The sequence below is a fragment of the Thalassoroseus sp. genome, from assembly GCF_984380535.1.
Window position 1 is genome coordinate 481,523 of record NZ_CFHRBF010000002.1, and the last position, 23,146, is coordinate 504,668.

The 23,146-nt window shown below is 54.8% G+C and carries 20 protein-coding genes; 13 read left to right on the forward strand and 7 right to left on the reverse strand.

Translation table 11 applies throughout. From position 1 onward, the window contains the following. The first annotated feature begins 228 nt into the window (after positions 1-228). Entirely contained in the window at positions 229-1,560 is a 1,332-nt protein-coding gene (locus AC5DDB_RS04260; protein ID WP_491738435.1) for a hypothetical protein, read from the forward strand. Between the two features lie 23 nt (positions 1,561-1,583). On the opposite strand, the gene AC5DDB_RS04265 is transcribed toward AC5DDB_RS04260, so the two are convergent. Further along, positions 1,584-1,970, reverse strand: a complete 387-nt coding sequence (locus AC5DDB_RS04265) for a CoA-binding protein (RefSeq protein WP_491738436.1) — start codon at positions 1,968-1,970, stop codon at positions 1,584-1,586. A 203-nt stretch (positions 1,971-2,173) separates the two neighbouring features. On the opposite strand from AC5DDB_RS04265, the gene AC5DDB_RS04270 reads away from it, so the two are divergent. Continuing rightward, a complete protein-coding gene (locus tag AC5DDB_RS04270) occupies positions 2,174-3,436 on the forward strand; it encodes a hypothetical protein (RefSeq protein ID WP_491738437.1) in 1,263 nt (420 codons plus the stop codon). 20 nt (positions 3,437-3,456) lie between these two features. Here the strand turns inward: AC5DDB_RS04270 and AC5DDB_RS04275 are convergent, their stop codons facing one another. From AC5DDB_RS04275 to AC5DDB_RS04285, 3 genes are all read right to left on the reverse strand, one after another. Beyond that, on the reverse strand, positions 3,457-4,590 hold the full coding sequence (locus tag AC5DDB_RS04275) for a GNAT family N-acetyltransferase (protein WP_491738438.1): 1,134 nt from the start codon (positions 4,588-4,590) through the stop codon (positions 3,457-3,459). A 293-nt stretch (positions 4,591-4,883) separates the two neighbouring features. After that, positions 4,884-5,837: a transketolase family protein gene (locus AC5DDB_RS04280; protein WP_491738439.1), complete on the reverse strand. Its 954-nt coding sequence runs from the start codon at positions 5,835-5,837 to the stop codon at positions 4,884-4,886. Between the two features lie 122 nt (positions 5,838-5,959). After that, the gene (locus tag AC5DDB_RS04285) at positions 5,960-6,805 is read right to left on the reverse strand and encodes a transketolase (RefSeq protein WP_491738440.1); all 846 of its coding nucleotides are present in this window, start codon (positions 6,803-6,805) and stop codon (positions 5,960-5,962) included. A 63-nt stretch (positions 6,806-6,868) separates the two neighbouring features. Between AC5DDB_RS04285 and AC5DDB_RS04290 the strand changes: the two genes are divergently transcribed. Genes AC5DDB_RS04290 through AC5DDB_RS04310 form a run of 5 tightly spaced genes read left to right on the forward strand, consistent with a single transcriptional unit; the run spans position 6,869 to position 9,520 of the window. After that, positions 6,869-7,075: a hypothetical protein gene (locus AC5DDB_RS04290; RefSeq protein WP_491738441.1), complete on the forward strand. Its 207-nt coding sequence runs from the start codon at positions 6,869-6,871 to the stop codon at positions 7,073-7,075. Then, positions 7,062-7,472: a hypothetical protein gene (locus AC5DDB_RS04295; RefSeq protein WP_491738442.1), complete on the forward strand. Its 411-nt coding sequence runs from the start codon at positions 7,062-7,064 to the stop codon at positions 7,470-7,472. The genes AC5DDB_RS04290 and AC5DDB_RS04295 overlap by 14 nt, the downstream gene beginning before the upstream one ends. Positions 7,473-7,525: 53 nt before the next feature. Further along, entirely contained in the window at positions 7,526-8,512 is a 987-nt protein-coding gene (locus tag AC5DDB_RS04300; protein WP_491738443.1) for a zinc metalloprotease, read from the forward strand. A 58-nt stretch (positions 8,513-8,570) separates the two neighbouring features. Then, positions 8,571-9,131: an aspartyl/asparaginyl beta-hydroxylase domain-containing protein gene (locus AC5DDB_RS04305; protein ID WP_491738444.1), complete on the forward strand. Its 561-nt coding sequence runs from the start codon at positions 8,571-8,573 to the stop codon at positions 9,129-9,131. Positions 9,132-9,181: 50 nt separating this feature from the next. Next, complete coding sequence (locus AC5DDB_RS04310; protein WP_491738445.1) at positions 9,182-9,520, forward strand: DUF6122 family protein; 339 nt, start codon at positions 9,182-9,184, stop codon at positions 9,518-9,520. Between the two features lie 43 nt (positions 9,521-9,563). Here AC5DDB_RS04310 and AC5DDB_RS04315 read toward each other — a convergent pair whose 3' ends face one another. After that, on the reverse strand, positions 9,564-12,911 hold the full coding sequence (locus AC5DDB_RS04315; protein WP_491738446.1) for an efflux RND transporter permease subunit: 3,348 nt from the start codon (positions 12,909-12,911) through the stop codon (positions 9,564-9,566). Between the two features lie 237 nt (positions 12,912-13,148). Between AC5DDB_RS04315 and rnc the strand changes: the two genes are divergently transcribed. Next, on the forward strand, positions 13,149-13,883 hold the full coding sequence (gene rnc, locus AC5DDB_RS04320; RefSeq protein WP_491738447.1) for a ribonuclease III: 735 nt from the start codon (positions 13,149-13,151) through the stop codon (positions 13,881-13,883). Positions 13,884-13,986: 103 nt separating this feature from the next. Here the strand turns inward: rnc and AC5DDB_RS04325 are convergent, their stop codons facing one another. Further along, positions 13,987-15,306, reverse strand: a complete 1,320-nt coding sequence (locus tag AC5DDB_RS04325) for an aminotransferase-like domain-containing protein (RefSeq protein WP_491738448.1) — start codon at positions 15,304-15,306, stop codon at positions 13,987-13,989. Between the two features lie 282 nt (positions 15,307-15,588). Here AC5DDB_RS04325 and AC5DDB_RS04330 point away from each other — a divergent pair, with 282 nt between their 5' ends. From AC5DDB_RS04330 to AC5DDB_RS04350, 5 genes are all read left to right on the forward strand, one after another. Beyond that, positions 15,589-16,377, forward strand: a complete 789-nt coding sequence (locus AC5DDB_RS04330) for an MBL fold metallo-hydrolase (protein ID WP_491738449.1) — start codon at positions 15,589-15,591, stop codon at positions 16,375-16,377. A 458-nt stretch (positions 16,378-16,835) separates the two neighbouring features. Continuing rightward, positions 16,836-19,619, forward strand: coding sequence for an efflux RND transporter permease subunit (locus tag AC5DDB_RS04335; protein WP_491738450.1), 2,784 nt, complete (start codon positions 16,836-16,838; stop codon positions 19,617-19,619). Positions 19,620-19,718: 99 nt separating this feature from the next. Beyond that, a complete protein-coding gene (locus tag AC5DDB_RS04340; RefSeq protein WP_491738451.1) occupies positions 19,719-20,597 on the forward strand; it encodes a DUF58 domain-containing protein in 879 nt (292 codons plus the stop codon). Positions 20,598-20,657: 60 nt separating this feature from the next. Further along, positions 20,658-21,782, forward strand: a complete 1,125-nt coding sequence (locus AC5DDB_RS04345; protein ID WP_491738452.1) for an ATP-grasp domain-containing protein — start codon at positions 20,658-20,660, stop codon at positions 21,780-21,782. A gap of 58 nt (positions 21,783-21,840) precedes the next feature. After that, a complete protein-coding gene (locus AC5DDB_RS04350) occupies positions 21,841-22,500 on the forward strand; it encodes a hypothetical protein (protein WP_491738453.1) in 660 nt (219 codons plus the stop codon). Positions 22,501-22,522: 22 nt separating this feature from the next. On the opposite strand, the gene AC5DDB_RS04355 is transcribed toward AC5DDB_RS04350, so the two are convergent. Continuing rightward, positions 22,523-23,101 carry a MarR family winged helix-turn-helix transcriptional regulator gene (locus tag AC5DDB_RS04355; protein ID WP_491738454.1) on the reverse strand — a complete coding sequence of 193 codons (579 nt, stop codon included), beginning with the start codon at positions 23,099-23,101 and terminating at the stop codon, positions 22,523-22,525. Between the last annotated feature and the right edge of the window lie 45 nt (positions 23,102-23,146).

A 23,146-nucleotide genomic window follows, 5' to 3' on the forward strand; every position in this document is an offset into this window, starting at 1 on the left:
GCCATGACGGAATAACACCGCACTGGATGTGCGTCGGAACTTGTTCCAAACTGTGGGTCAGAGCAATCTAATTGGGATCATATTGGTCGCTGTTTTATGGGCACTGGTAGACAACCGCGTTTTCGTGTTTATCACCACCCCACACGATCAATGCATGATCCGGGAATTTTCCTCTCTGAATCCACCATCGTTTCACAACAGTTGCGTTTGCTTCATTGAGGAAGCTCCATGGAAGATGTGCTGCCTCCCTTCGACTCCCACCCGACCACTTGGCTGACACTGTCGTCTTTGTTGGTCATTGCGATCTTTTTTCGCTTCCACCGGCTGTGGTCGCTGCGGAATGTCGATCTCCTGTTGCTCACGGGTTTCTCACCGGCGCTGTTGTTCCTACGATCCGACCCCATTGTGGCAAAAACCTGGCTGTTTGTGTTGTCCTTTGGGCTCTTGGTCCGTCTCTTGTGCGATGGATTATTTACCCGCCGCCCCAAACTGGACCAGAACCTGAATTCGGCGGGGTTGATCTTTCTGACGATCTGCGGGACCGTTTTTCTTGTTTTTCGCGTCGCGACGCTTCCGGTGCCGAACTCGACGCTTAAAACCGTCGAACGCAGCGAACAGATGCGAAACCGCGTCGATGCGTCAAATGAAACCGCCGCCGCCGGACCGACTCCGACCATCCTTGCGGCTCAGGTCGGCGCAATTTCCGACGCTGTAGCCGTTCCGAACAATGCAACCACCGTGCCCACGGCCCCGTCTCGAAAAGCCGTTATTGCGGCTCGCGGGTTGGCCATTGTGGCACACCTGGGAACCATTCTCGGCCTACTTTTTCTCGGACACCGCACGTTCAGCGATGGTTCGCTCGGTTATGCGATGGCGTTGTTGTACCTTCTTCTCCCCTGCACGTTTTATCAATGCAGCGAAGTGATTCATGTTCTCCCAGCAGGATTAGTCGTTTGGGCGTTTGTCTTTTGGAGAAAGCCAATCGTTGCCGGCGTCCTTCTGGGGTTGGCATGTGGAACGCTGTTCTTCCCGATTTTCTTACTCCCAGTATGGGCCGCGTTTTACGGTCGCGTGAAATTTGTTCGCTTTGCCACGGCATTGCTGATTGTGGGAACCTGCTTGCTCGGAAGCTTGGCCCTTACTTCTGCCGACCCAAGTTCATTCAGCCGCCAAACGTTTGGCGCAATTGACTGGAGCGTATTGAGCTTCCGTTCCGGGAATAGCGGACTTGGCGGAGTCGGAATGAACGCATACCGCTTGCCATTGTTCGTCGCCTATGTCGTGATGTTGGTCGCGTTGACGGTCTGGCCACGTCGAAAATCGTTGGAGCACCTGCTTGCATCTTCGACGGCACTCATTGTCGGGACCCAGTTTTGGTACCCTCAGGCCGGTGGAGTCTATCTGCTGTGGTACCTGCCGCTGACGCTTGCTGTGTGTTTTCGTCCGCGGCTTATCCAACTTCAGGTCGAAACCCCAGTATTGAACGATCGCGCAACCACTCTAGGCCCAGCAGGTCGTCAGTTGGTGAAACCAACCTCCACGACCGCGCTATTCCGGTAACCGTCTCGCACGATTTGAGCATTTCAATCGTTTGAGAATTGTGCCGGCATTCGTCCGATACTCACGATGCTACAGGCTTGGATCACCGTCAGACCAAGCCGCTCGGCTTCGGCAACGACTTCATCGCTTTCGCTGCCGGGGTTCAGCCACACTTCCATGGGTTGCACAGCCGCAATTTCCGGCAACATATCCATGACTTTCTCGGGCGGTAGATAGACACTCACGCGATTGAGCCGTTCCACCGGGATGTCGCCCAATGATGCATAACACGGGAGCCCTTCGATTTCCTCTGCCGACGGGTTCACCGGATAAACGGCAAATCCTTCCGCCTGGTGGGCACGAACGGCCTTATTCCCGAACTTGTGTCGCTGCCGGCTGGCCCCCAAAATGGCAACTGTTTTTTCGCTCACAATGTTCTCCTATTGTTTGCGGAAAACCTGATCAATCCGCGTTTGATCTTCCTGGTGCGTTAATTATACCAAGTTCACTCGAAGGTTGCCGGACGAGGGCAATCAACTTTCATCGCGGATGTTGGCACGCCGTTCGGTGATTCCCTACAATGCCAAGCCAACGCGGAAACACTTCTGAATCCAAATACAGGCATGGCAAGGCGATGGAACGAGTCATTGAATCCTCCACAGTGGAACTCGATCGGTTGCGTTATCGACGTTTGTTCCCGTGGATTCACCTGACACGAGCCTTCCGCATTGCTCTCGATTTTCGCAAGCTTCTGTTGGGTGGCATTGCTCTGATCGTCCTTTCGCTCGGGCAACAAGCCATTCTCCACACCCCGATCGGTCCACCGGGAGATGCCCCACGTCTGATTAGTACCGGACTCACCTCCTCGCTGGCTGAGTTCGGCCGAGTAGACCCGCGAATACGAGTTGCGGATTGGACCATTCTGGTCTCACCACTCCAGTCGATTTGGGAACCGGCGACGTTGTTGCTCCGCTCCAACCTCAGTTGGTCGGATGCCGTACTTGCGTCGGCACTTCTGATTTGGGCCATTGTGGTTTGGTCGCTGTTTGCCACGATGATCACCCGCATGGCAGCGGTTCAGTTTGCCCGGGACGAGAAAATTTCCATCCGCCAAGCAGCCCGGTTTGCGATCGCCCGATACCTGCAAGTGTTTTCGTCGCCACTGCTACCGATTGGGTTTCTCTTCGGATTCTGGTTGCTATTGTTCTGTGGCGGGCTCGTCGGTCGCATCCCGGCAGTCGGGCCGGTCTTGGTCGGCGTGTTTTGGGGCATCGCGTTGGTATGCGGACTGGCGATGACCCTGCTTCTGATCGGGTTGGCCGTCGGCTGGCCTTTGATGATCGCCACCGTCAGCACGCAAGGCACGGACGGTTTCGACGGGTTCAGTCGATCATTCGATTACATTTACAGCCGTCCCATTCACTTTGCCTGGTACGTTTTGATCTCCGTCGGCTTAGGCCTCTTGGGATTGACGGTCGTGATCATCGGCGCCACATTGGTGGTTTACCTCGCCTCATGGCCGATTGCTCAGGGAATGGGCAATCCCGAATGGCTGCCGTGGAAGAGCATCCATGCGTTGTTTTTCTCGGACCAATTTCCTGGCGTGAACCACCCGGACTACCCGGCTCTAATTGCGATTACGGTTTGGCTGCGAGCGTTCGGACTATTAGTCGCCGGATTTGTGCCGAGCTATTTCTGGACCTGCAGTACCATCATGTTTTTCTTGTTGCGTCACAGCACCGACGCCAACGAATTGACGGAAGTCTGGATGCCGTCGGATGATGAAGACGATGCCAACTTGGTTCGACTGGCAGGAGTTGCGGCGGCAGATCATCCGGTTGTCGAACGTCCGGTTCATCCAGAAACGACTAGGGGTTCCGACGAATCACCGGAGTAACAAACGTGGCGCAGAATCGATTAGGAGATCTCGGTCGGCCGATCGTCGTCGATCAAGTCGCCGATATCCGTCAGAGTTGTTTCGCCCTCACCGCTTTGTTGCTTGAACACGGGAGGTTGCACCGCCGTTTCCCCATCATCGAAGGGAACGCTGTCAGAGTCGGCCTCTTCGCTTGCCCCTAAGTCATCCGGGGTCTCACCTTCCTCGAGCAGCCGATACACGATTCCGGTGTCTACACGCTCGAACCCTGCAGAATTTAACGTAGCCATAGCAGCCACATTCGTCTCACTGGCATGAGCTTCGACGCGTGTAACCATCTCTTCACGCATCCGCCGACAAACTTCGATCAACAAAGCCTGCCCATACCCCTGCTGACGTTCGGAATCGGCGACCTCCAAATTGGTCAATCCGATTGCTCGTTCCTGCCAGCGATCCAGGTAGAGATCCAACCCGAGCACGGTTACTTCCGCAACCGGCACATTGTCTCCCCGGCCCACCAGGTGAAAACGAACCGTGTCTAACCGGCCAAGTCGTGTGATCCACCACCAAGCCAAGGGTTGACGCTGATAGGCGATCGCCAGTTGCGTTTTTCGTCGCACGCTCGCCAGTCGCATGTTGACAGGATCGGTCTTGTTACAAAGATCCCGCTGGAAAACCGCATGACGTTCAAACGGCGCATAGCCGATGGCTCGAAAGAAAGGATCGGCTGCGGTATCGGAAAGCAGAAATCCTGAAGGCTGACTACCGCCATACATTCCAAAGTAGAAGGAATCGAGCGGTTCGGCCTGACCTGCGAAAATCGTCGTGACCCCGCTGTCTCGCAGATAAGTCTCAGCCTTCTGCACGAGTTCGCGACCAATTCCCCGGCGACGATAGTCCGGATGGACCATCACCACGCAGATAACGCCGGTCTGCCGATCGATATTGTCTTGTTCTTCATTGACGCCGAAACCGGCATGAACCATGCCGATCACATTGTCTTCATGACATGCCAGAATGAGACCATGACGATCAAAGTATGGCTGAGCGAAATTCAAGTACTCGAACGCATCGGTCCGCAGATTTCCCGCGGCACCGCGTCCCAAACCACAGTTTTCCCATAGTTCGGCAACCTGTGGCGGGTCGCTATTTCTGAACGTTCGATACTCAATCACGTAGCTGACGCCTTCCGCAAAGTGCACACGCCGTCTGAATGAATCACCAACCGTGGGTTGAAGAAGCGAGTTGCCCCTTGTTTGGTCACAGAGGCCTCATTGTAGCAAATCGATGCGCAGGCAACTTTCGGAACCCTTCAAACCCATTTGAAGAACTGCATTTATGGATAGAATACTTCGTCCGCGAGTTCAAATCTAGTGCGTCTTGCACCAATGGACTTGAAAAAGACACCATTCCCGCCGGATGTCGCTCAGGAAATCGACGACGGGAATGTGATCATCGGCTGTCAAAATCAGACGATTGACCGCACAGCTTCGACAATGTTTCCAGCGGTCAAGCCGTATTTTTCCAGCAAGCCATCAGGATCGCCACTCTCTGCGTATTGATCGCCGACGTTGACGAAACTCATGGGGACGGGAGTCGTTCGGGCAGCGACCATCGCGACAGCCGAACCCAACCCGCCTGCAGCGAGATGTTCTTCAGCAACGACGATGCGGCCGGTCTCTTTGGCAGCTTTGATGATGGCTTCTTCATCGATCGGCTTCACCGTGTGCATGTCGATCACACGGGCCGAAATCCCGCTATCTTTCAGGGATTTTGCAGCATCCATTGCCATCCCGACCATCAAACCATTGGCGATGATCGTTACGTCGTCGCCGTCGACGAGTTGGATCGACTTCCCGAATTCGAAGTTGCAACCATCCGGGTAAACCACAGGTGCCTTCGGACGACCAAGCCGGAGATAAACCGGGCCATCGTGTTCCAGCATGGCTTTCGTCGCAGCTTGCGTGCTGACTGCGTCGGTCGGAACGCACACGGTGACGCCCGGCAAACAACACGCCAAGGCCACGTCTTCGATACCCATCTGGGACGGGCCGTCTTCACCGATCGAAATCCCGGCGTGCGACCCAACGAGTTTCACGTTCAAACCGGGAAACGCGACAGACATCCGAATTTGGTCGAACGCGTTGTTTAGCAAGAAACACGCAAAGCTGGCAACGACAGCCGTCTTGCCTTGCGCCGCCAAACCACCGGCCACGCTGACCATATTGCTTTCCGCAATACCGACATTGAACGACCGATTCGGGTACTTCTTAGCGAACCATTCGGTCCGAGTCGAGTTCCCGACGTCGCCGTCGACGGTTACAACGTTCGGGAACTGATCGCCCAAATCTCGCAATGCTTCGCCGAACGCATCACGGGTGGCCTGCCCCATTTTCAGCCCGCAAATTTCACCAATCGCCATGGTGGATTCTCACTCTGTTTCTTGAATTCTTGTACCGTAGGGTGCGTTGCAACGCACCACCAATAACAGAAACTCTCAGCAACGGTGCGTCTCGACGCACCCTACGTGTTGTTGAGCCGCCCTTAAGACGACAACAGTGCCAATGCTTTTTCAGCCATTTCCGGTGGCAACGGTTGGCCATGGAAGTTGCTATCGCCGGCCTCTTCAAGAATCGGCAGAATCCCGAAGCCTTTTTTCGTCTCGGAAACGATACACGTCGGCCGATCGGTCACGGATTTCGCTGTTTCCAACGCCTTGACGACGGCAGCCATATCGTTGCCGGGGATCGTTTGCACGTGCCAACCAAACGCTTCGACTTTGGAAGCAAACGGTTTTTGGTCGAGTACGTCTTTTGTGGCACCGGTTTGTTGGTAGCCGTTTTGATCGATGATTGCCGTCAGATTGCCCGTGCCGTACTTCGTCGCGGCGGCCATGGCTTCCCAGACCTGTCCTTCGCCCATTTCGCCGTCACCGATCATGACGTAGACGTGCGAATCGAGGTTGTCCATCTTGCAGCCGAGCGCCACGCCCAGGCCAATCGACAACCCCTGCCCGAGCGAACCGGTCGAGGCTTCGATACCGGGCATCCGCTTCATGTTTGGGTGCCCTTCGAATTTACTGCCAAGCTTCCGCAGCGTCATGGTATCTTCCACAGGGAAGTACCCCCGCTCTGCCATAGCCGCGTACAAAACCGGTACAGCGTGGCCTTTACTCATGATGAACCGGTCACGAGCCGGATCGGTTGGGTTATCCGGATCAACCCGGAGGAAACCGCCGAAATACAACGCCGTGACAACTTCCGTCGCCGACAGGCTGCTCGAGGGGTGGCCGCTACCGGCTGCGGTAGTCATCCGAATGATTTCTTTCCGGATGTCCAATGCTTTGGATTTGAGATCGTCAAGTGATAGCTGTGTCGCTGTAACGGCCACGTTCGGTCCTCTGGATCGAGTCTGCTACTACAGAATGGGTTATCGCAAGGGCCATTTCTGAACATGAATGGACCCCAGGGGTCGCTGCTCTCGCGACCGTCTCAACATGCTAACGACACCGCTGCAGACTCGCAAGCAGGGCAACCGGGGTTTGTGGCGACCCAACTCGATATTCCCAGCATCAACACTTGCCGACCATTGCCGGAATCAGGCATGATGAACGAATCAACCGCAATCGAGTACTCGGAGCCTCGCCATGCACGACCATGAACCATCGGACGATCAACTCCTCGCATGGTTGGATGAAGCCCTTGCTCCCGAGCGGATGTCGGAAATCGAAAAACAACTCCGCGATTCCGAGCAACTTCGCAATCGGGTGGCGGGTCTGGTCCGGCGACGCGATGACGGCGTGCACTCCGTCGGGGAGATTTGGCGACGCAACCGCCTGACTTGCCCCACTCGGACCGATCTCGGTAGTTGGCTCCTTGGCTCTCTCGAAGACGACCACGCCGACTACATCGATTTCCACATCCGCACCGTCGGCTGCCGAATCTGCGTCGCGAACCTCACAGACCTAGAAAACGCCGTCCACCCCAACGACGACACATCCCGCAGACGTCAACGCTACTTCCAAAGCTCCGCCGGGCATCTGCCGAAGGCGGAATGAGCCGGGTCGTCTTGGTCGAAGTCCCGATCTCGCAGAAAGAATAGGAACGTATCATGAGCTTCCATTTCCATTGGAGCCTAGCAGTCGCCTGCGGTGCCATCCTCAACCCCTTTGTGTATGCGGATGAAAAAGCCCCTTTGCTAAAGGATGTTCGGGTCGTCTACCTTGTTTCACGCGACCGACAGGAAAAACCCGAGTACACCGCGGCGATCGCACACGCGATTCGCGATCTGCAAAAGTGGTACGCAAAACAGCTCGACGGGCCAACGTTTCGACTGCACGATCCTGTTGTGGAGGTTGTCAAGAGTAACAGGAATGCTGATTGGTTCTATGCAAACCCGAATGGAACAAACAAAGACGATTGGGGATACAACAACACATTCGACGAAGCAAGCCACCTCATCGGGACGAAGAAAAACGACCCCGAATCGGTGTGGGTGATTTATTCCGATGGCCCTGGGAACAGAGGCCGTGCGGGAAGTGGCGTCGCTTGTCTTCCCGAAGATGATCTATTAGGGCTTGTGGGAAATCATCCAACCCAAAAAAGCAAACTTCGCTGGATCGCCGGATTGGGACACGAACTTGGCCACGCGTTTGGGTTACCTCACCCCAAAGACACGAAAAAACACGCGGATGCGATCATGTGGACGGGCATCTACGGTAAGTATCCTGACAAGGCTTACCTAACAGAGGACGACAAAAAAATCCTGATGCGAAGCCCCTTCTTCTACCACGAAAACGATGCCCCCGTCTTCGACAAAGGAAAGGTCATCGTCAGTTACCAGTATCGCGGCGGAGCATTCAACCAGCACACTGGCAAGAAACCGATCTTATGGACCGAAACTAAGACTGGCAGCGATGCATCATATACGTTCGAAGAAACCCGCCGTGATGGCAACTATATCTACCTACACGACCAAGGCCGCGGGATGACCATCCGATTGCCGGTAACAGGAGGCCGGTCGTCATTCTCAGTTAACGACGAACAGACATGGTCTACACTCTACAACGTCACAAAAGCCTTAGCCAAAAAGCGTTGAGGAATCAACTAAACCTTTCTAAGTCTTACTAGCCTTAGTCGTCCTGACAGTGAGCGCCATGTTTATCGACCCTAACCTATACCCACTGACCACCACTCTCGAATCAAACTGGCAACTGATTCGGGATGAGTACCTCTCGCTGCAGGAGGATTTATTTGATCCTTGGGTGCAACGGCAGATGCATGGTGAGGGATGGAGTGTTTATGGTTTGTTTGCGGATGGTCAGCGGATTGACGGAGCGTGTGCGAAGTGTCCGCGGACGGCAGAGATTATCGAGAGTCTTGAGGGTGTGTCTTTAGCAGGATTCTCGCGGCTGGCACCAGGAACACATATTCAACCGCACATGGGCTGGGCGGCGAGCGTTTATCGGTTGCACCTGGGTTTGGTTGTTCCGCCGGGTTGTCGGTTGCGAGTTGCCAACGAAACTCGTGATTGGCAAGAAGGAAAGTGTTTAGTCTTTGACGATACTGTCGAACACGAAGCTTGGAATGATTCCGACCAAGTTCGTAGCACACTCTTGCTAGACTTCCTCAGACCCGGTGTTACCGATACGAGGCAGCACAGAGTTCCCGAGGAAGTCCGCCGCTATGCTGAGCGACTCAAACAGAATAGACAATAGATTACTAGTCCCCAAACTCAACACTTTCGGCAATGGAGAACAGTCGTTCGATGGAGGTTAGCGGTGATATCTTTCGACACTTAGTCCACTACTCGTTTCACCTGATTGTCCCGTTCGCGTTTGCGAAACTATTCTGGAAGGAGAATTGGCGAACGGCGGGACTCATCATGCTAGCCACGATGCTAATAGACTTAGATCACCTGCTAGCCGACCCGATCTTTGATCCGAATCGCTGTAGTCTCGGTTTCCACCCGCTTCACACAAAATGGGCGGCGATTGCCTATGGCAGTTTGCTAGCAATTCCATCGTGGAAGTGGCGGGCCGTTTCCGTGGGCTGTCTCTGGCATTTGTGCACAGACTTCATCGACTGCAAACTCGGCGGTTTATAATTCAACGCTCAAGTCACCAATCGAGCAACCTGCCGCTTCATACTTAGGAAACAGCCGCATACTCTTTCTCATGTTCTGTAGAATCATCGGCTTCTTCGGATTCGTGTTTCCCTGTGACTAAGTAACGCATATCAAAGAAGACCATGTTCAAGCATGGCACGATGATGAGTGTTAGAGCGGTCGCGAACATCAAACCGAACGTGAGAGTCACAGCCATCGGGATGAGAAATTTCGCTTGAAAACTCGTCTCGAACATGAGTGGCGTTAGCCCGGCGACTGTTGTGGCTGTCGTCAGTAGGATTGCACGGAGACGGAGTTTCGCGCCTTGCACGTTCGCCTCAAATTCGGGAGTGCCGCTACGAATTCGACTATTGATAAAGTCCACGAGCACAAGTGAATCGTTCACCAAGATGCCCGACAACGCGACCATGCCAATCAAACTGAGAATCGTAATCGGGTTCCCCGTCACCCAGTGACCGATGACCGCCCCAAAGAAACCGAACGGAATGGCACTCATTACGACAACCGGCTGTGCGTAGGAACGGAACAACCCGGCGAGCAACATAAAGATGAGTAGTAACGCCACGGGAAATGCGATCCGCAAACTCGAAAACGATTTGCTCATTTCCTCGGCTTGACCAAGGAATTCGACCCGCACATTCGGATGACTTTTAGCAAGCTCCGGCAGGAATTCGGCGCGAAGCCCTGCAAGGACTTCTTGGGATTTGATCTTCGCCGCGTTCACGTCGCCGAGCACACTAATCGCACGTTGTTGTTGTGCCCGACTAATCGAGGCATAACTTTGATCTTCCGTGACGTTGGCAACTTCTGAGAGTGGAATCCATTTGCGATCCAGCGGTGTTGCGCCGACGGGGATCCACATAGTTTCGATGTTGTACACACTCTGCCGAAATCGCTCGGGATATCGCACCATGATTTTCACATCTTCACGGTTGCGGGTGATGCGTCGCGCTTCCCGACCGTAAACAGCCGACCGCACATGCATCCCGAGTTGCCCGACGGTCACTCCCGTGGGTTCCGCAGACGGTTTCAGCCGGAGACGAACTTCCCGCAAACCGCGATCGTGGTTGTCGTCCAAGTCTTCGACACCATCGTACTTCGACAACGCCGCCTTCAATTCGTCGGCCGCGACAACAAGTTCTTCAAGATCACTGCCACTCAGGCGGATCTCCAAGTCTTTCCCGCCGGGCCCGCCGCTTTGCGCTTCCCAGGCCACCGAGTTCACGCCCGGCAACTTTGCAGAGACGGCCCGCAACTCCACGAGGATTTCATTGCTCGACCGCATGCCGAGTCTGTCACGTTCGTCAGACGGCTTCAGTTCGACCACGATTTGCCCAAGGTGGGATTGATCGCTGACGCCAATCGCCCCTGCTCCACCGAAGTCGTACTGTCGAGCAACGATCATTTGCACTGAATCAACTTCAGGCAAGGCGACGGTGGCGTCACTCAAAGCTTGCAATCGCGCTTTCACTACGTCGGCATTCGTGCCGACCGGCATTTCCATTTGAGCGATGAGGGTTTCACTGTCCATTTTCTGAATGAACTCGAACGGCACGATGTTGCCGAAGACCAAACCGAGAGCAATCAACAGCATGGAGAAAGCCGTCGCCAATGTGACGTAACGCCATTTCATCGTGAATCGCAACAACCGTTCGTATTGCCCGGCCAGCCAGCCATGCAAGAAGACATCGCGACTCCGTTGAAACTTCGCCCAGCGTGAGGCGTTCGCGTGGTTCTCGGCGGATTTCTTCCGAGGCGACGGAAGATGGCACAAGTGAGCCGGCAATATGACGAGCGCTTCGAGCAGCGAAACTGATAACGCCGCCAGCACCACTAACGGTAACTCGCCCATGAAGTCACCGATTTGCCCTTTGATGAACAATAGCGGACTGAAGGCGGCAATCGTGGTGGTCACGGCGATAATCACCGGCCACATGACTTCCTCGGTGCCGTACACCGCCGCCCGCATCGCGGGCATGCCCTCTTCGACATGCCGATAGATGTTCTCGCCGATGACGATCGCATCATCCACGATAATCCCGAGCACAATGATCAAACCGAACATCGACAACAGATTGATCGAAACGCCGAGCCATCCCATCACGATAAATGTGCCGAGGAACGAAACCGGCAAACCGACCGCCGCCCAAAACGCGACACGCCAGTTCAAAAAAAGCATCAGCGAGATCAACACGAGGATCAGCCCGCTTTGACCGTTTCGCAGCATCAAATCCAACCGGCCTTCCACAAAGCGAGCCAAGTTGTTGTGCATCGCGAGCTGATAAGAATGTCGAAACGGGTTCTGCTTGCTGCGTTCGTAATACTCGACGGGATCGGGTTTGCCACCGATTTGATTCGCGAATCGGCCAAGCGAGGCCTTCACCAACAAGAACGGCTTGCTGTACCACGGAGCCGCGTATGCCTCGTCGAAACCATACGGATCGAACGGCACGCCCTGCTTGCCTTTGACGTACCCTCGAACCAAGTTGGCGATCTGAATCGCGTCTTGGGAGGAGTTCTTGAAGACGGTGCACTCGACAGCCGGGTAACTGTTGAAGTAGCTCTCCAAGTCGGTCTCGATGAACTCATCGCGTATCACCGCTAAATCGTTGACGGTGATGCTGCGACCATCCGGCGTGGTGCGGACGACGATGTCTTCCAATTCGAACCCTTGGCTTTCCTCTCCGAGCGTTCGCACGGAAATGTTCGCCCGATCGCCTTTGAGCCGTCCGCCGGAAACGTCCAGATTCGTGCGGCGGATCGCCTCGGCGACTTCGTCGAACGTAATGTTGTACTCCAACAACCGTTCCGGGCGGATTTCCACGCTGATTTCGTCGTCGCGGGTGCCGGTGATATTGACGTTCGTAATTCCCGGTAATAGCAGTAAGTCGTCTCGCATCTCGCGAGCTGCCCGCTTCAGACCGGCTTCGTCGCCGCTGCCGAAAATCGCCACGCTGATGACCGGCAGCATCGGCTCGAGTTTTCTCACCGTAATTTGCTCGATCTCGTCGGGCAGGTCTTCGATGGCATCAACTTGGTTCTTGACTTCCTGCAACACCGGATTGATGTCGTCCACATCGTTGAACAACGTGACAACGGTATTCGAGAACCCTTCGGTCACGGTGGAGTCGATCTTTTCGATCTCGTCGATTTCGCGGAGGGCCTCCTCGATCTTGATCGTGACGGCCTTTTCCAACTCCTGCGGTGATTCGGCCGGGTAGACGACGGCGATCGATAACTTGTCGGGCCGACTCTCGGGGAACATCTCCCGAACCAATGTGACCGCGAACACCCCGCCCCCCAGAAGGACGACAATCATCAGCATGTTGACCAACACACGGTTTTCAACGCTGAACTTCGGCAGAGACATGGATGAAACGTCTTCAAAAATCGAACGAAAAGAAGGAGAACGCGAGGCCGCAAAGTCATCATATCTTCGTGGCCAGGCATTGACCAACGTTCGGTCTTGCCGAAGTCTTGTCAACAGGCAGTTCAGCATTCCGTTGACAGAAATCATTGGGAGGGATAGCTTGTTGACAGATATTCCACATTTCGCAGGACCCCACACGCTCAGGGTGGGATCGTAAATAAGCACGAGAGTCGCGGCATGTCGAACGCACCGCGGATCGAAACCATCGCAGATCGTCTGGAACTCTGCCAAGAACAAATTGCTTACCGTTTTCGTGACTCCGCCCTACTCCAACGGTGTCTGACGCACGCTTCCGCTGCAAACGCCCGTGAGGAATGCAACGAACGTCTGGAATTCCTCGGCGATGCGATTTTGGGTGCCGTTGTCTGCGACCTTCTTTTCCAAATGTTCCCCGATGCGACCGAAGGCGAACTGACGCGAATCAAATCCGCCGTCGTCAGCCGTCACACCTGTGCCGTCGTATGTGGTGAATTGGGGTTGGAAGCGTGTCTGATTCTCGGAAAAGGTCTCAGCGGCGGACAGCGAGTTCCCTCGTCGATTCGAGCAGCAGTCGTGGAATCGCTGGTGGCGGGCGTGTATCTGGACGGTGGCTATCCCGATGCAGTGTCGCTCGTCACCCGAATCATGAAGCGGCAAATTGAACATACCGCTAAACGTAGTCGGACGCGAAATTTCAAAAGCCAGTTGCAACAGTTGGCCCAGAAGGATCTCGGCGAAACTCCCGTATATCGCTTGCTCGACGAAAAAGGCCCCGACCACTCGAAGTGCTTCGAAGTCTCCGCGATTATCGGCGAACAAGTCTTTCCACCGGCATGGGGACCGACCAAAAAAGAAGCCGAGCAACAAGCCGCCTGCAACGCACTGCTCGACATCCAAAAAGCCACCGATGCCGTCGAAGCCGACGATTATTGAACCCTCGAATTTTGTGTGCTGCGACTCGATCGGCCGTGACGAGTTTCACGAGTTGCATGAAGAAACACGCCGCGGCAAACCGGAACACACGTTTGACTGGTGTCTACTGCACTGCACGGACGGAAGTCGCCAGGCGTTTCATGCCCTCGTCAATTCCGGCGGGATCTTGGACACCAAAACTGAGTCGCATGTGGTTTTTCGGCTGATCGTCGTTTCGCCCTGACGCGGATGCAAAACAAATCTCTCCCGGCACATACATCATGCCGGTCTCCCGGACGGCGTGGTGGAAAAGATCGCTATCAAACCCAGTTGCGATTTGCTCCGGCAGAGACATCCATACGTACAACCCGCCCTGGGGATGCATCCAACTTACGCCTGGAATATCGGCGAAATACTTGTCGGCCGCGGTCAGCATGGCGTCTCTTTTGACGCGGTAAGCGTTACGGACCGACTCGACATGCGGTTGGTACAAGCCTTGTTCGAATACGGTCGCCAGCAAATGCTGATTAAAATTCGCCGACCCGAAGTCTTCATTCCCCTTCCGCACGCAAATCGCCTCGTGCAACACTTCGGGCACCACACCAAATCCTACCCGCAACCCTGGGGAGAAACTTTTCGAGAATGTTCCCGCATGAATCACATGGTCGCCATGCCTGTCCATCGTGAGCAAACTGGTTTGCGGAGTGCCATCGTACCGCAACTCCCGATAGGCGGCGTCTTCCAACACGAACAGCCGATGATCATGCGACCAACGTTGAGCCATATCGAGAATCGTTCGGCGGCGATCATTTGTTAAACAGTAGCCGCTGGGGTTTTCGAAATCGCTGACGAGGTAGATCAGTTTGACTCGCCCCAATTCCCCAGCGTCTTTCAACTGTTGAAGTTCGGCTTCGAGCGCCTCAGGTTGCATGCCGTTTTCGTCGGTCGCAACCGGAATCGCCCGTGCTCCTACACCCTCCAACACCCCGAGAAACACAAAATAAGTCGGCGATGCGACCAAACAGATATCACCAGGGTCAAACAACACCTCCGCCACCAAGGAGAGCAACTGCTGCGAACCGGTCGTGAGCACGAACCGATCCTTGCCGAGTCGCGGGTCGTCCGGCGAGATGTCTTCACGATCCGCAATGTGCTTGGCCAATTGTCGACGCAATCGCAACGCACCCGATGTCGTCCCGTATTGCAACGCTGTTCGGGCCGACTTTTCGTCTGCCAGCATCCGTTGCACGGCGGTTCGCGTGGTGGATACCGGCAAACTTCCCGGATCAACCAAACCGGCCGCCAGCGAAATCACATGGGGATTCTCGACACCTTGGTGCATCAGAAACCCAATCATTCCCTTGCTGGCCCATCGCCAACGCTGGCTGAGTTTTGCAGGGGAATTTGTGGAAGTCGTTGTGTCGGCGGTACTTTGACTGGTCATAATTGGCCGTTCTTTGAGGGACCCGTTGTCGTCTTGAGAATCGCACTCGGCGAGACAATCGTCAAGGAAACGAGGTTCGGTTCCGGCAGTGAGTTTGCTCAAATCCGAGAATCCCGGTTTTTCCGGACTGGAATTCCGCCGTCAATTTGACCAGAATCCACTCACACGCGGTTCTCATTCACCTTTCGAGCGCTTCAAGTGCAGTCATGAAGGATGAACCGTCAAACTCATGTGGAACTGCGATGAAGAACTGGGCAGTTCGCCCAGACGGAGCACACAGGCATGGAACCGAGACGTGAATTATTTCCACACGTCATCGAAATGAACTACCAAGCCCGCCGGCGTTTGGGCTGTTGCGTGTATCTGGTCTTCGACGAAAACAACGATTGGATGCTGATCGACGTCGGTTATACCGATACCGTCGATGAAATCGTCGAGATGGCCCGGCGCATGGACTTTCCCCTGGCGAATTGTCGGTATTTGGTGGCGACACATGCTGACGTCGACCATATTCAAGGACTCAAACGCGCCCAAGAATTGTTGACCGAAGCGGTGATCGTCGGCCATCCCGATACAGCGGAGTTACTCCGGGAAGGTGACCGAATCGCGACATATGCCGAAATTTCGGCCCAAGATATTTCCTTGGAAATGCCGCCCGTCAAAGTGCAACAGCTGATCAACGAAGGCGATCAGCTGACCGTGGGGAACCTGAAACTCGACGTTTGGCACACTCCCGGGCACACCAACGGCCAACTTTCATTCCGCATGGGTAACCTTTTATTTAGTGGCGACAATATCTATCGTGACGGGTGTGTCGGGAATATCGACGCCCATCACGGCTCTGACATTCCAGACTTTATCGAGTCGCTCAAGCGAATCCAGAGTTCGGATGTCGAATGGCTGCTGCCTAGTCATGGCCCGCCGTTTCGCAAGGATGACAAACAACTGCAAGCCACAATCGATCGACTGGACGGCTACCAACATATGGCCGATTTCGGGACCTGTGCGATTGATTGGCCGCTGCTGGACGAGTGGGACGAAGAACTTGTCAAAGGCTTCCAACAAGATTAACTGACCACATAATCATAAGTGTTTCCACCTATCAACATCAGAGAGCATCCCTAACAGCCTACGTATTCACCCAGGCAAATGTCGGAAATTGACTAAAGATCTGAAAATTATCTTAACATCTCGCCTCTGTTACATTCATAAATTGATTCTCCTTGTATAATCGGCGCGGGCCAAACCCCCGACCCATGTCGGACAAACGCTCCGTTTTATCATTCTATTAACAGATGAAGTCTTGCGGCCGTTTGATCCGATCCTACCAACATTGCTAGGCAAACACTGATATGTCGAGAGACTTCCGATGCGAAGCTCTCAACCGTCCTCTCCCAAATTGAAAAGAGGACGCAACTTGCCAAATACATTGCCGAGCCACACGGACACAACGCATTTCGTTCACAGACGAACACAGTGCGCTAGCCGTACATAAGTGACATCGGCACTATTTTGCCTTTGTACTCTGCATGACAATGAAGCATTTCTTCGAACGACGCGACTATTGGGGACATCACAGTGCCTTTTGGGTGCTGATTGGTATGGCGTTGATTCTGCCGATGAGCCTTTCGGCGTTACGCTCACTGGAAATCGACAACGACATTACCGGATGGTTGCCAAAGAACGATCCGCAAGCTCTGATCTACGAGTGGTATCAGGAAGTCTTCCCGAGTGACGATCAAATTATGGTCTCCTGGGACCACAGCTCCCTGAACGACCCCCGTCTTGCCGAGTTCAAACGTCGTCTTTCATCACCGCAGACCGAAAGCAACGAAGAGACGGGAAACGTTCCCTACATTCAAAGCGTACTCGGTCCGCATGATGTCATTCAGCGAATGAAGGATGGCGGAGTTACCGAGCAACAAGCGATCGAACATCTCACAGGTGTGCTGATCGGCGAAGGATCCCTGAAGGTTCAAATCGCCCCATCAGCGAAAACCTCCTCTGAAACGATTCGAGCCGCACTTGCCGACGAAGTTCGCAATCAACTTGGTCTTGAAGTGGTCGTCGAACAGCCAAGCTACGGCGTCACAGTAAAGACGGAAACTGAGAACACCCCAGACACCCCAGTCTACCAACCCAAACCGTATGATCTCGCGGTGCGTTGGCCGAGAATGCACGAGCAACCCGGACGCATCGACGAAGTTCGCTCGGTGATCGAGAAGCTGACGCTTGCAGACGGTTCGCAGCCCATCGAGGCGGTTTTCCAAGAAGCCGGTGATCCGATTGCATTGGGTGTCGTGTTATCCCAGGCTCACCACGGGCACACTCAAGACGTCATTCGATCCATACGGGAAGCGGCCGAGGCATCGGGAATTCCGCCCGAAACTGTCCACATGGGCGGACGAGCCATCGCAGGTTCTGAGCTCAATCGCGAAGTGAACGAAACAATTTGGGATGCATCGGTGCCGTGGTGGCAAATTCACCGCAGCTCACCGGTGCTGTTGTCCATGTTGGTTTCGGGACTCGTGGTATTCTTTATGCTCCGAAGTGTCCGGCTGACAGTCTTGGTATTGATCGTGACCATGTTCGCTGTGGTCGTGAGCGTAAGCGTCATCCCGTGGACGGGTGGAATCGTCTCTACGGTACTAGTCGTGATGCCGCCGTTGCTGGCGGTGCTGACCCTTTCCGCTGCGATTCATGTGGCCAATTACTGGAAACATGCCGCGATCTACTCCCGCGAGCACGCTATTGTGCAGGCCTGTAAAATGGCTCGGCAACCGTGCATCCTCGCCAGTTTGACGACTGCAATCGGGCTGGTTTCGTTAGCATCCAGTTCACTCAGTCCCGTCAAGAATTTCGGTTTGTACTGTGCGATTGGGTGCGTCGTTTCCCTCATCGTTGTGCTGTACGGTTTGCCGGCTTTGCTCGTCTATTGGCCGTGCAAGCGACCCCACCGGGCGGAAATCGAACACACTCAATGGCAGAAACTGGCCGATGTGTTAGTCAAGCGATGGCGGGTAATTTCCATTAGTGGAATGGTCTTTTTCGCGGTGTGTGTCGCAGGGTTGTGGTACTTCCGCACAGAGACCAAAGTCATTCGATATTTTGACCAGAAATCCACGGTTGTACAGGACTATCAATTCCTGGAAGACCGACTCTCGGGAATTACACCGGCAGACATTTTGGTTCGTTTCAGCAAAGACGCCCAAACCGAGCTGAACTTCTACGAACGATCCGAACTCATTCGCCGGATCGAAAACGACTTACGAAATCATGCGGAAGTCAGCGGTGCCATTTCACTGGCCGACTTTATCGCGTTCGATCCGCCCGGCGAAGAGGCATCGGGACGGGATCACTTCCAATTCCGCTTGCGTGTCAATCATACTCAGAAACGATTGCGGGAAGGTGACGAGGCTGGGGCATCATCCCTGTATACCGTCGCGAAAACTCCCTTCATCCTGGAACAAGCCGGCGGACAGCGAACGCAAGTCTTCCCGGGCGACGAAATCTGGCGAATTACCGCTCAGGTATCGGTCCTCTCGGAACGCAGCTATGCGGAACTGGTCGGAAGTTGGCATCAACCGGAGAAACAACCGGGCGACTTGAACGTGATCGTGCAATCGCAATTGAAAGATCACGCGGGAACGTTTCACGTCATCACCGGAATGGTTCCGTTGTTCTTGCAGACGCAGGAAGCCGTGCTGCAGAGTTTGATCAGAAGTTTCGGCCTCGCGTTTTGCATCATCGGTCTTGTCATGATGTTCGTGCTGCGAAGCATTCGAAGCGGACTGATCACGATGATCCCCAACGTCCTGCCAGTGGGAATTGTCTTCGGGCTAATTTCCTGGAGTGGCTTGCCGGTCGACATCGGCACGATGGTCACGGCATCGGTTGCATTAGGGATTGCGGTCGATGGTACGCTGCACTTGCTGTCGTGGTTCCGTAAAGGAATCTTGGATGGCATGTCGCGGCACGATGCCATCGCACGAGCCTTGGGTCATTGCGGTCCTGCGTTGTGGCAAACCAGCGCCACAGTCGCCATTGGGATGTTGATGCTCTACCCTTCGGAGTTGTTGATCGTAAGCCGATTTGGCTGGTTGATGGCGGCTCTCATCACGGCTGCGTTGGTGGCGGACCTGATTCTTCTCCCTGCGTTATTGGCTGGACCGTTGGGTTCGCTGATCGAACGAGCCGTTTGGCATCAGCATGGTGAACCCGTGCCGGTGGGTTACTCGCATCGGCATGTTCCGACCGGCCCGCATACTCATATGGTTTCGGTGAGCCCGCACGAACACACCGTGATCGACTAAAGCACGGGCAACCGCCGGCCGGCGTCCGCGTGGAGTTGGCAAGCGAGTCTGGGTTTCGTAGATTCGATTCCCTCGAAACACTCACCGAGCCGATGCCCCATGCGAAGCGATCCCGAAGTACAGCGAATGGCCGACACTTGGCAACTCGGTTTGCCTCGGGTGCCGGTCTCCGGTCGGGCCGGTGAGTTGCTGGGACGTGGCACGGGGAGTTCGCTCGAATTTCAAGAGCATCGCGAATACCTCCCTGGTGACGATATTCGCCACCTCGACTGGGCCGCGTATGCCCGTGCCGACACGCTGATGCTGCGAATGTACCGAGAAGAGATCAGTCCACGGACGGAAATTTTCCTCGATTGCAGCCGTTCGATGCTCACGTCTCCGCCAAACGCGCCAGCGACGATATCGGTCAAGTCGGTGGTCGCTCGACAATTAGCGGGATTATTCGTTCTACTTGCGGCTCGGTTAGGTGGACGACCGCAACTGACGTTGATCGACGACCACACACCGCTCCGACGATTGGAACTCGAATCGTTGGAAGAGCTTCGCAATCAAGAATTCTCTGGTACGCGACCGCTTTCCCAAGCGGTCGCTGAGAACTTGATTCCGTCGGCGAAACAATCAGTGCGAATTGTCATCAGCGACTTTCTTTTCCCACACGATGCCGAGCCAATGATCCGTCGCCTGGCAACCGGTTGCAGTGCATTGTGGGTCTTGCAAACGCTACATGCTTGGGAAGCCGACCCGACGCCGCTTGGTGGACGCCGACTGATCGACGTCGAGACCGGCATGGAAAGCGACTTGATCCTCGACGAAGCAACCGTGCAACGATACCGCGAGCGATTCGGACGGATGCAAGCGGACCTATCGCGAAACTGTCGCCGAATGCATGCCCGGTTTGTGCCAATCCTGGTCGATGCCGGTTTGTCGAGTGTTTGTCGTGGTCCGCTCGCGCAATCTGAAATGATACGCCCCGCGTGACCCGTGATAAGTTCCGACCGTTCGCTACTCATTATCGGTGCCAGCACACGAGCGGCGGCGATGTCCGCAATTCGCGGTGGCTGGGAGCCGATCTGCATCGACGCATTTGCGGATGCCGATCTCGCCCGCATTGCACATGTCATGCACGTGCCGAACTATCCCCGCGGAATCGCAAAGGCTGTTCGCGACTTGCCGTCGATCTCTTGGATATTCACCGGCGGCTTAGAAAACCGCCCGCGTTTGGTGCAGGGACTGGCAGAGAAGCACCGGCTATTGGGAAATACCGCTCAAACCTTACGAAGCATCCGTGACCCGTTTTTCTGGACGAGAGTTCTCGCGGATACCGGCTTACCAACGTTGGCTGTTAGTCGTTTCGATCACCCGCCCGCCCCCAACGGAAGATGGCTACGGAAACCGATCCGCAGCGCGGGAGGACAGAGAATTCAAAGGTGGGACCAGCAACTTCCAACCTCCCGCCACTTCTTCTTTCAAGAACATGGCCAAGGAGATTCTTACTCAGCGACGTTCCTTGCCATTCCCACATCGCACAAACCAGACGTTCAATTGGTGGGACTCGTGCGACACTTTGCCGACCATGCGGGTCTTCATGCAACGCAATTCGGTTGGTGCGGCGGAATCACACAGCCTGATATTCCTGACGCCGCCAAGACTCAACTGATTCGTATCGCCCGCCTGTTAGCCGACCACTGCGGTCTGGTAGGCTGCTGGGGAATCGATTTTCTCTGGGATGGTGAAACGGTATGGCCGGTGGAAATCAATCCGCGATACACAGCCACCGGAGAACTTTGGGACGCGGTTCATCGACGTTCCCTCATTGCAGATCACATTGAGGCCTGCAATGCCAACCCGATCGACCAGCGGAACGACAATCCGCGAACTGTCGCCGCGAAGTTGATTGTGTATGCACCCAAGTCACTGCGAGTTCCTCACGCATTGACAGAATCGGTGATGCAGCCAAAGACATCGCAGGCGTTTCAATTGCCGGATTTCGCGGACATCCCCCACGCCGACACAACCATCGCCGCTGCATGGCCAGTGTGTACGGTGCTCGCTTCGGCTGAATCCACATCGCAGACGCTCGCCATCATCGAAGAACGTCTGGCATGGCTATCGGAACAATTTCAACGATCTGGACAAAATATCGCCTGGCGTTGCCAATTCTGAGTACGTTGACTATCACCAAGAGTACGTCTTTCTACCAACGCACTTGCGAGAACCGCCGATGTCGCCTGTGATTCCTCCGAGTTTTCTATTCCGTTATGAAATCTCGGTGCCTCGCCTAAAGACCCTCGATCAAACCGAAGGCAAATCTCTGCTGCTTCCGGAAACCTGTGCGCTACCTTGGCCGGCGTCACTCAATGGTGGCGAATTTTGGGCCGATGTCCGTGTCGGTTGGCATCCGGACGGTCTAGCGATTTCCGTGGCAGTCGACAACAAATCGAATTTCCCGGCCTGTAACCCCAAGGCTCCTGAGCAATCGGATGCACTGTTCGTGTGGATTGACACTCGCGATACGCAGACAATCCACCGTGCCAGCCGCTATTGCCATTCATTCAACTTCCTGCCATCCGGAAGCGGGAAAGACGCAAAAAAACCGAGCGGTCGTGAAGTCGCGATCGCACGGGCGAAGGAATCACACCCACTCGCGACCAGCAACGATTTCACCGTTCAAAGCCATGTTCGAAAGAATGGCTACACGCTACGGGCAGAAATCCCGGCGAATTGCTTGAAGGGATATGACCCCGAGCACAGCCCGCGACTTGGTTTCTACTGCAACGTGCTTGATGTCGATCACGGCGAACAGTCATGGAATTTAGACGCAGCATTTCCGTACGACAACGATCCCAGTTTATGGTCGACACTTAAGCTCGAAGATGCGTAAGACGCGAAATCATCCGAATCGATCAGGAGGATTTCGCCACTGGAACAGCTTTTGAAGTCACGTCGTCACTGCAACCCGTCGAGCAATCATCGTTGAGATTCGTCCGCACCTGCTGACAAACGCGCCGAAAAGTTGCCAAGTCATCCGGGCTAATACCGTTAGTCGCCTGACGACGCACCCGCTGGCAGCACTCCACCGTGCGATTCCAAACCGCTTCGGCTTGCGGAGTCGCTTTGAGACGCTTGCGACGACGATCATCCGGGCAACAATTCCGCTCCAACCAACCATCGCGTTCCATGCGAGAGATAACTCCCGCAAGAGTCGGCGGCTCGATTCCCAAGCAGTCAGCAATTTGCGTCTGGGAGGGTTCTCCGTGCACAGCGATCCAGGCCAAAACTTCCCACTGACGAAGCGTAATATTTTCCTTCGCGAGCTCGGCCTCCAACGTGCGGCGAATTGCGTGCGACGTCGTACACACCCAATAACCGACGCTTTCTTCCCAATCGAACGAAAGCACAGTTTTGCCGCCTTCCCAAATTTCACGAACCACTTGTGAGCTACAACACAGAAAAGTGTAAGGGACGTCCTGCTCGACCGACAAGGGCCAATCTCGCGGAGTCGCACATCTTGCGGGTTTTCCGCCTGT